Annotated in this window: 5 protein-coding genes; 1 reads left to right on the forward strand and 4 read right to left on the reverse strand. The window is 75.9% G+C overall.

Annotated elements, in window-relative coordinates; all coding sequences use genetic code 11:
- Nucleotides 1-46: 46 nt before the first annotated feature.
- The 4 genes from RI554_00300 to RI554_00315 form a co-directional block, all read right to left on the reverse strand.
- Complete coding sequence (locus RI554_00300; GenBank protein ID MDR9390449.1) at nucleotides 47-2614, reverse strand: heavy metal translocating P-type ATPase; 2568 nt, start codon at nucleotides 2612-2614, stop codon at nucleotides 47-49.
- 2 nt (nucleotides 2615-2616) lie between these two features.
- Nucleotides 2617-2994: a metal-sensitive transcriptional regulator gene (locus tag RI554_00305; GenBank protein MDR9390450.1), complete on the reverse strand. Its 378-nt coding sequence runs from the start codon at nucleotides 2992-2994 to the stop codon at nucleotides 2617-2619.
- A complete protein-coding gene (locus RI554_00310) occupies nucleotides 2991-3188 on the reverse strand; it encodes a heavy-metal-associated domain-containing protein (GenBank protein ID MDR9390451.1) in 198 nt (65 codons plus the stop codon). Before RI554_00310 ends, RI554_00305 begins: the two co-directional genes overlap by 4 nt.
- Before the next feature lie 141 nt (nucleotides 3189-3329).
- The gene (locus RI554_00315) at nucleotides 3330-4595 is read right to left on the reverse strand and encodes an HD domain-containing phosphohydrolase (protein MDR9390452.1); all 1266 of its coding nucleotides are present in this window, start codon (nucleotides 4593-4595) and stop codon (nucleotides 3330-3332) included.
- Between the two features lie 210 nt (nucleotides 4596-4805).
- On the opposite strand from RI554_00315, the gene pgmB reads away from it, so the two are divergent.
- Nucleotides 4806-7850, forward strand: coding sequence for a beta-phosphoglucomutase (gene pgmB / locus RI554_00320; GenBank protein ID MDR9390453.1), 3045 nt, complete (start codon nucleotides 4806-4808; stop codon nucleotides 7848-7850).
- The last annotated feature ends 29 nt before the right edge of the window (nucleotides 7851-7879 follow it).

Below are 7879 nucleotides of genomic sequence, written 5' to 3' on the forward strand. Positions count from 1 at the left end.
GGACGGGATCGTCCGGGGGCGCGGTCGTGCGGCGGCGGCGTTCGGTTCAGGCGGGGGCGGGGGTGGCGCCGCTCGGGCGGGCGGGTGCGGCGCCGCCGGCGTCGGTCTCGAGGGTGGCGGCGGGGGCGCGCCGGAGGCGCAGGGCGTTGCCGACGACGAAGACGTCGGAGAGGCCCATGGCGGCCGCGGCGAGGATGGGCGAGAGCAGCACCCCGAGCGCGGGGTAGGCGACGCCGGCCGCGACGGGGATGAGCAGGACGTTGTAGGCGAACGCCCAGAACAGGTTCTGCTTGACGTTGTTCAGGGTGCGTTTCGAGATCTCGAAGGCGTTGACGACGCCGCGCACGTCGCCGGACATCAGGACGACGTCGCCGGCCTCGATGGCGACGTCGGTGCCGGTACCGATGGCGACGCCGACGTCGGCGGTGGCGAGCGCCGGGGCGTCGTTGACGCCGTCGCCGACGAAGGCGACGCGGCGCCCGTCGGCCTGCATCGCTTCGATCACCTCGACCTTGCCGTCGGGGAGGACGCCGGCGTGGACCTCGTCGATGCCGAGGTCGGCGGCGATGGCGCGGGCGGTGCGTTCGTCGTCGCCGCTGATCATGGCGACGCGCAGGCCGCGGGCGTGGAGGGCGGCGACCGCCTCGCGGCTCCCCGGCTTGAGGGGGTCGGCGACCGACGCGAGCCCGGCGAGGGCGCCGTCGACGGCGACGAGGAGCGGGGTGCGGCCCTCGCCCGCGAGGGCGTCGGCCCGCGCGGTCAGCGGCTCCACGTCGACGCCGCGTTCGCGCAGCAGACGGGCGTTGCCGACGGCGACCTCGCGTCCGCCCACGGTGGCGACGACGCCGCGCCCCGGGATCGCTTCGAAGGCGGTGGCGGTCGGGAGGCGTTCGTGGTCCTCCGCAGCGCCGCGGCGGACGGCGTCGGCGATCGGGTGTTCGCTGTTCGCTTCGGCGGCGGCGACGAGGGGGAGGAGCGCGTCCGGCTCCCACGGCCCGACGGTCTCGAGCGCGCCGAGGGCGGGGCGGCCCTCGGTGAGGGTGCCGGTCTTGTCGAGGGCGACCACGTCGCTGCGCGTGAGCGACTGGATCGCTTCGCCCTTGCGGTAGAGCACGCCGAGTTCCGCGCCGCGGCCGCTGCCGACCATGATGCTGATGGGGGTCGCGAGGCCCATGGCGCAGGGGCAGGCGATCAGCAGGACGGCGGTGGTGGCGACGAGGGCGTAGGTGAGGCGGGGTTCGGGCCCCACGAGCATCCAGACGACGAAGGTCGTCGCAGCGATCGCCAGGACGATGGGGACGAAGACCGCGACGATGCGGTCGGCGAGCGCCTGGATGGGGGGCTTGCCGGCTTGGGCGGCCTCGACCATGGCGACGATGCGGGCGAGGGCGGTGTCGGCGCCGACCGCGTCGGCGCGGACGCGCAGCGCGCCGCGCGTGTTGACCGTCCCGCCGGTGACGGTGTCGCCCGGTTGGACGGCGAGGGGCTCGGGTTCGCCGGTGAGCATCGAGGCGTCGACCCAGCTTTCGCCGCGCTCGACGGTGCCGTCGACGGGGATGCGTTCGCCGGGGCGGACGGCGACGACGTCGCCGGGCACGACGTCGGCGAGGGGCACCTCGGTCTCGCCGTCGCCGTCGACCCTGCGGGCGGTGTCGGGGCGCAGGTCGAGGAGGCTGCGGATGGCGTCGCTGGCGCGGCCCTTGCTGCGGTGCTCGAGCCAGCGCCCGAGGAGGATCAGCGTCACGATGGCGGCGGACGCCTCGTAGTAGACGTGGACGGTGCCCTCGGGGAGGATGCCGGGCAGGAACGTCGCGACGAGGCTGTAGCCGAAGGCGGCGGACGCGCCGATCATGACGAGGCTGTTCATGTCGGGGCTGCCGTGCCGCAACGCCGCCCAGCCGGGGCGGTAGAAGCGGCGTCCGGGGCCGAACAGGACCGGCGCGGTGAGCGCGAGTTGCAGCAGCCACATCGGGAGGCGGCCGACGCGCTCCATGAGCGCCGCTTCGGCGCCGGGGATCATCATCGGGCCCATCGAGACGAGCATGAGCGGGATCGTGAGGGCGGCGGCGAGGGTGACGTCGCGCTTCAGGGCGGCGTCCTCGGCGTCGTGCCGTTCGCGGCGGGCGGTGTCGGCGTCGCGCCCTTCGGCGTTCTCCGCGACGTCGTAGCCGGCGTCGCGGAGGGCGCCGACGACGTCGGCGTAGCCGCTGGCGTCGGGCAGCCAGCGGAGCGTGACGCGTTCGGAGGCGAGGTTCGCGTCGGCGTCGAGGACGCCGGGGAGCGCCGTGAGGCTCTTCTCGACGCGGGCGACGCAGTTGGCGCACGTCATGCCGGTGACGTCGAGCTCGAGGGTGCGTTCCTGGGGTTCGTAGCCGGCGTCGCGGACGCGCTGCAGGACGCTCTCGAGGTCGGTGACGGCGGGGTCGAAGGACACCTCGGCGCGTTCGGTGGCGAGGTTGACGGTGGCGTCGTCGACGCCGTCGGTCTTGCCGAGGGTGCGCTCGACGCGCGAGGAGCAGTTGGCGCAGGTCATGCCGTCGACGCCGAAGGCGATCGTGAGGCGTTCGGCGGCGGCGCCGGTGGGGGCGTCGGGGCGGAGGGGGGCGTCGGCCATCGTCAGCCTCCGTACTTGAGGGCGTCGAGGAGTTCGTCGACGATCGCGTCGGTGTCGCCGCGCTGGGCGGCGGTGGCGACGTGGTCGCGGACGTGGGCGCGCAGGACCTTGCCGCTGGTGGCGGCGAGGCCGCCCTGCAGGGCCTTGAGTTGCTTGAGGACGTCGACGCAGTAGACCGATTCGTCCTCGAGCATGCGGACGACGCCGTCGAGGTGCCCGCGGACGCTCTTGAGGCGCTGCAGGGCGTCGCGGCGGGTGGCGTCGTCGAGGTGGAGGCACGGGTCGACGCCGGGGGCGGGGCCCTGGGGGAGGGGGGTGCCGTCGGGTGCGGTGGGCGCGTCGGTGGGGGGGCGCGCGTCGGCGAGGTCGGGGGGGGTCACGTGGCGGGGCGGGCGGTGTAGCCCTCCTCCTGGACGGCGGCGACGAGGGCGGCGAGGTCGCCGCCGTCGACGCGGGCGCGGCCGGTCTCGAGGTCGACGTGGACCTCGGTGACGCCGTCGACGCCGGCGAGGGCGGTCTCGACGGCCTTGGTGCAGTGTCCGCAGGTCATGCCTTCGACGTGGAGGTCGATCATCGGTGCGCTCCTTTCGCCGTGCGCCTCGGCGCGCGGCCGGCCCGGGCCGGATCCCCTTGGGGGGACCCCCCGGGGGGTGGGGTAGGGCAAGGGTAGCCGGGCGCCCGCGCGTCGGTCAAGGGCCGGGGGGACCGATGACCGTCAGGCGGTCGCGGCGATCGCCTCCTCGACGTCGAAGAACGCCTCGACGACCTCGGGATCGAAGTGGCTTCCGGCGCCACGCCGGATCCGCGTCGCCGCCTCGTCGTGCGGCATCGCCGGCTTGTACGACCGCTCCGAGATCAACGCGTCGTAGACGTCGACGACCGCCATCAGGCGGGCCTCGACCGGGATCGCCTCGCCCGCGAGTCCCTCGGGGTACCCGCCGCCGTCGAAGCGCTCGTGGTGGCCGTAGACGAGGCGCTCGGCGCAGGTGAGGAAGCCGATCTCGCGCCCCACCTGCGCGCGGACGTCGGCGATCACGTCGCGGCCGATGCGGCAGTGCGCCTTCATCGCCTCGAACTCCCCGTCGGTCAACGTGTCGCGCTTCTTCAGGATGGCGTCGGGCACGCCGATCTTGCCGATGTCGTGCAGCGGCGCGGCGCGCGAGACGTCGTCGATCCACGTCTCCGTCACCGCGTCGTGCGACGGAGGCGCGGCCGTCCGCGCGACGTACGCGCGCGCCAACAGCCGCATCAGGCGGCCGGTCCGGGCGGTGTGCGAGCCCAGCTCGCTGCTGCGTTGGTCGGCGAGCGAGGCCATCGCCACCGTCAGGGCGTCCTGCGAGCGCAGCAGCGCCTCGTGGCGGTCGCGGACCGCGTCGTCGAGGCGCACGTTCTCCTCCGCGAGCCGGCGGTTGCGGTCGGCGAGCCGCGCCGCGATTCCGTCGAGCCCGCGCATCACGACGTCGAGGATCGCGGCGATGCCGAACGCCACCACGGGGGTCCGGATCACCGTCGCCTCGGCGTCGAAGGCCAGCAGGCCCACGAGGGTGCTCGCCAGGAAGCCGGCGGACAGCCACCGCGCGAGCGGCACCCGGAGCAGCAGGTAGGCGATGACGATGCCGGCGGTCACGAACGGCACCGACACGTCGCCGTTGACGCTCAACGCCCCGACGTACAGCGGCAGCGTCGCGACCGCCAGGACCTCCGCGTCGCGGCCCGCCACCTCGTCGCTGCGGCGCGCCCGCCACCAGCCGGCCACGACGACGAGGAGGGTCAGGCTGGGGAACAGGAACAGGATCGGTCGCTGCTCGCCGGCCGGCGCGAGGGCGTTGACGACCAGCATGGCGACCATGACCACCATGCCCATGAGCAGGACCGCCCGGTAGCCCGCCAGGCGGACCGAGCCTGCGCGGTGGGTCCGTGCGTCGGGGTGGGGGTCGTCGGGCGGCGACCCCTCGCGGGGCGCCGCGGCATGCCGGGCCATCGCGTTACCTTACCGCACTCGCGGAGGTCGCCACGGGCACGCGTCTCGACCGCTTCGGCGTCAGGTCGGTTGCAATGATGTGACGTCGTGTGCGGGGGCGGCCCCCCCCGACCCCACCCCACGGGCCCCGTACGCCCGCCGGCGCCGCGCGCGCCGCCCTGCGGTAGCCTCGAACGGGCGCGGCCCGCTCGCGGCCGCCGGGAGGTCCCCGTGCGCAGCGTTCCCGATCCCCCATCCCCCCGCTACGACGTCGCGGCGTGGAGCGTCGCGCAGGGCGCCCCCACCCCCGAGGACGCCGCCCGCGACGCCGCGATCTTCACCGTCGCCAACGGCTACGTCGGCATCCGCGGAGGCCTCGAGGAGGCCGACCCCGACGCCCCCGACCCCGCCCGCGCCGCGACGTTCCTCAACGGCGTCTTCGAACGCTGGACCCCGCACTACCCCGAGGACGCCTACGGCCTCGCGCGCCACGGCCAAACGATGCTCGTCGTCCCCGCCGCCCACCGCGTCGCCCTCCACGTCGACGGCGTCCCCTTGGACGCCCGCGACCCGCGCGCCTCCGACGTCGGCCGCACCCTCGACCTGCGCGCCGGCACCCTCCGGCGACGCTACCGCTGGACGACCGACGACGGCGCCCGCCTCGACGTGCGCACCACCCGCGTCGTCTCCCTCGTCCACCGCCACCGCTTCGCGCTCCGCGTCGAGATCGCCGCCCTCGACCGCGGGCACGACGTCACCCTCGCCGTCGCCCTCGACGGACGCGTCCACAACGCCGCCGGCGGCGACGACCCGCGCGTCGGCAACGCCCTCCGCGGCCAGGTCCTCCAACCGGTCCGCCACGCCGCCACGCCCACCGCCGACGGCCCGCGGTTGGCCCTGCAGATGCGCGCCCCCGCCAGCGGCATGGAGCTCGCCGTCGCCCTCGCCCCCACCCTCCACGCCGGCGGGGCCCCCGACGCGACCTGGACGCACCACGCCGAACCGCTCCGCGTCGCCGCGACCGCCGCCGCCCGCCTGACGCCCGACGCCCCCCTCACGCTGGACGCCCCCGGCGTCTACGTCGACGCCCGCGACGTCGACCCCGACGGCGACCCCTCCGACGCCCTCGCGGCGCGCACCGACGCGGCGCTCTCCGCCGCGACCGCAAACGGCGTCGACGCCCTCCTCGACGCCCAACGGCGCGAACTCGACGCCTTCTGGGCGGACGCCGACGTCGAGATCGAGGGCGACCCTGCCGCCACCCAGGCGCTGCGCTACGGCCTGTTCCAGATGCGCCAGGGCGCCGCCCGCGACGGCCGCGCCAACCTCCCCGCCAAGGCGCTCTCCGGCGAGGGGTACGAGGGCCACACCTTCTGGGACACCGAGGCGTACGCCCTCCCGGTCCTCCAGCACGTCGACCCCGCCGCCGCCCGCGCCCTGCTCGAGAACCGCATCGCGATGCTCGACGCCGCCCGCGCCCGCGCCCAGGCCCTCCACCACCGCGGCGCCCTGTTCGCCTGGCGCACCATCGCCGGCGAGGAGGCCAGCGCCTACTTCCCCGCCGGCAGCGCCCAACGCCACCTCGGCGCCGACGTCGTGCACGCCCTCGCCCAGTACCTCGAGGCGACCGGCGACGACGACCTCCCCTGGGCCGGCGGGGCGGACCTCGCCACCGAGGTCGCGCGCGCCTACCTCTCCCTCGGGCACTGGGGGCGCGACGGGCGCTTCCACCTCTTCACCGTCACCGGCCCCGACGAGTACGCCGCCCTCGTCGACGACAACCACTACACCAACCGCATGGCGCAGCACGCGCTGCGCGTCGCCGCCGACCTCGTCGACCGCCTCGCCGACGCCGACCCCCCGCGCTTCGACGCGCTCGCGACGCGCCTCGCCCTGACCGACGACGAGCCCGCCGCCTGGCGCGCCGCCGCCGACGCGATGCACCTCCCCGTCGACGCCACGACCGGCGTCACCCCGCAGGACGCCCACTTCCTCGACCGGCCCGAATGGCCGTGGGACGACGTCCCCGCCGACCGCTACCCGCTGCTCCTGCACTACCACCCGCTCGACATCTACCGCCACCAGGTCCTCAAGCAGGCCGACGTGCTCCTCGCCCACCTGCAGCTCGGCGGCGTGCGCCGCACGCAACGCCGACGCGACGAGGCGTACTACCTCCCCCGCACCAGCCACGACTCGTCGCTCTCGCCCTTCGCGCACGCCATCCACGCCGCCTGGTTGGGACGGCCCGACGACGCCGCCGCCCTCTACCGCGCCACCGCCCGCACCGACCTCGACGACCTCCACGGCAACACCGCCGACGGCCTCCACCTCGCCGCGATGGCCGGCACCTGGCGCGCCACCCTCGAGGGGTTCGGCGGCCTGACCCGCCACGGCGGCCGCCTCGCCTTCCACCCCCGCCTCCCCCGCGGCTGGGAGGCGATCCGCGCCCGCCTCCGCTGGCGCGGCACCCGCCTCGAGGTCCGCCTGGGCCGCACCACCACGACGTACCGCCACCTGGACGGCCCCGACCTGACCCTCCACCACCGCGGCGAACCGATCGCGCTGCCCGCGGGGGCGGTCGTCGAGCGCTCCAGCCGCCCGCGACTGCGCGGCGTCGCCTTCGACCTCGACGGCGTCCTCACCGACAGCGCCGAGCACCACTACCAGGCCTGGAAGGCGCTCGCCGACGCCCTCGGGATCCCCTTCGACCGCGCCGCCAACGAGGCGCTGCGCGGCGTGCCCCGCATGGCGTCGCTCGACGCGATCCTCGCGCGCGGCGACCGGACCCTGGACGACGCGGAGAAGGCGGCGCTCGCCGAACGCAAGAACGCCGACTACGTCCGCCGCCTCGAGGCGGTCGGGCCCGACGACCTGCTCCCCGGCATCGCCGACCTCCTCGACGCCCTCGCGGGCGCCGGCGTCCGCCTCGCCGTCGCCTCCTCCAGCCGCAACGCCCCCACCCTCCTCGAGCGCCTCGGGATCGCGGACCGCTTCGACGCCGTCGTCGACCCCGCCACCGTGCGCTTCGGCAAGCCCGACCCCGAGATCTTCGAGGCCGCCGCCGACGCCCTGGCGCTGGACGTCGAGGACGTCGTCGGCGTCGAGGACGCCCAGGCGGGCGTCGCCGCCATCCGCGGTGCCGGCATGCCCGCCGTCGGGGTCGGCGACGCCACGGCGCTCGCCGCCGCCGACGTCGTCGTCCCCGACACGCGCCACCTCCACCTCGACGTCCTCGAGGCCGCCGTCGCCCGGCGCGCCGCGTCGGGCGACGCGTGACGCCCGCCCTCGTTCGCGCCATCGGCGAC

Source organism: Trueperaceae bacterium (genome assembly GCA_031581195.1).
In the GTDB taxonomy this organism is placed as follows: domain Bacteria; phylum Deinococcota; class Deinococci; order Deinococcales; family Trueperaceae; genus SLSQ01.

Coding starts and splice junctions, on each gene's coding strand:
- RI554_00300 (MDR9390449.1), bottom strand. CDS start 2,614: ATGGCCGACGCCCCCCTCCGCCCCGACGCCCCCACCGGCGCCGCCGCC.
- RI554_00310 (MDR9390451.1), bottom strand. CDS start 3,188: ATGATCGACCTCCACGTCGAAGGCATGACCTGCGGACACTGCACCAAG.
- RI554_00315 (MDR9390452.1), bottom strand. CDS start 4,595: ATGGCCCGGCATGCCGCGGCGCCCCGCGAGGGGTCGCCGCCCGACGAC.